Origin of the sequence: Paraclostridium dentum (assembly GCF_012922555.1) — a bacterium.
Taxonomy (GTDB): domain Bacteria; phylum Bacillota; class Clostridia; order Peptostreptococcales; family Peptostreptococcaceae; genus Paraclostridium; species Paraclostridium dentum.
The window spans coordinates 1-324 of the sequence record NZ_WIPK01000191.1 but is presented as its reverse complement, the minus strand read 5'-3'; the positions used below and the strand labels follow the sequence as shown (position 1 = coordinate 324).

At 53.4% G+C, this 324-nt stretch carries 1 protein-coding gene; it reads right to left on the bottom strand.

The window, feature by feature from the left end; all coding sequences use genetic code 11:
- On the bottom strand, window positions 1-324 hold a 324-nt coding region (locus tag GFJ41_RS21325), incomplete at both ends, for a KOW motif-containing protein (protein ID WP_206001636.1).

Sequence of the window (324 nt, the reverse complement as noted above, 5' to 3'; positions counted from 1 at the left end):
GCAATGGTCAGACGGATACCCTTTCCACGAGGAATGGACACCCAGGCCTTGTTACCCTTGCCAATGACAAAGATGTTGGAGAGCCTGGTGGCGAAGCTGTTGCCCGTGCTGTCTTTCACGTGCACCACATCAAAGGAGCCAGGGTGCCTCTCTCGATTGGTGATGACACCAATACGACCCAAGTTAGCACCACCTGTCACCATGCACATGTTACCGGTGTCAAACTTGATAAAGTCTGTGATTTTGCCAGTCTCCAGATCAATGCGGACCGTGTCGTTGGCTTTGATCATGGGATCAGGGTAGCGGATGGTGCGGGCATCGTGG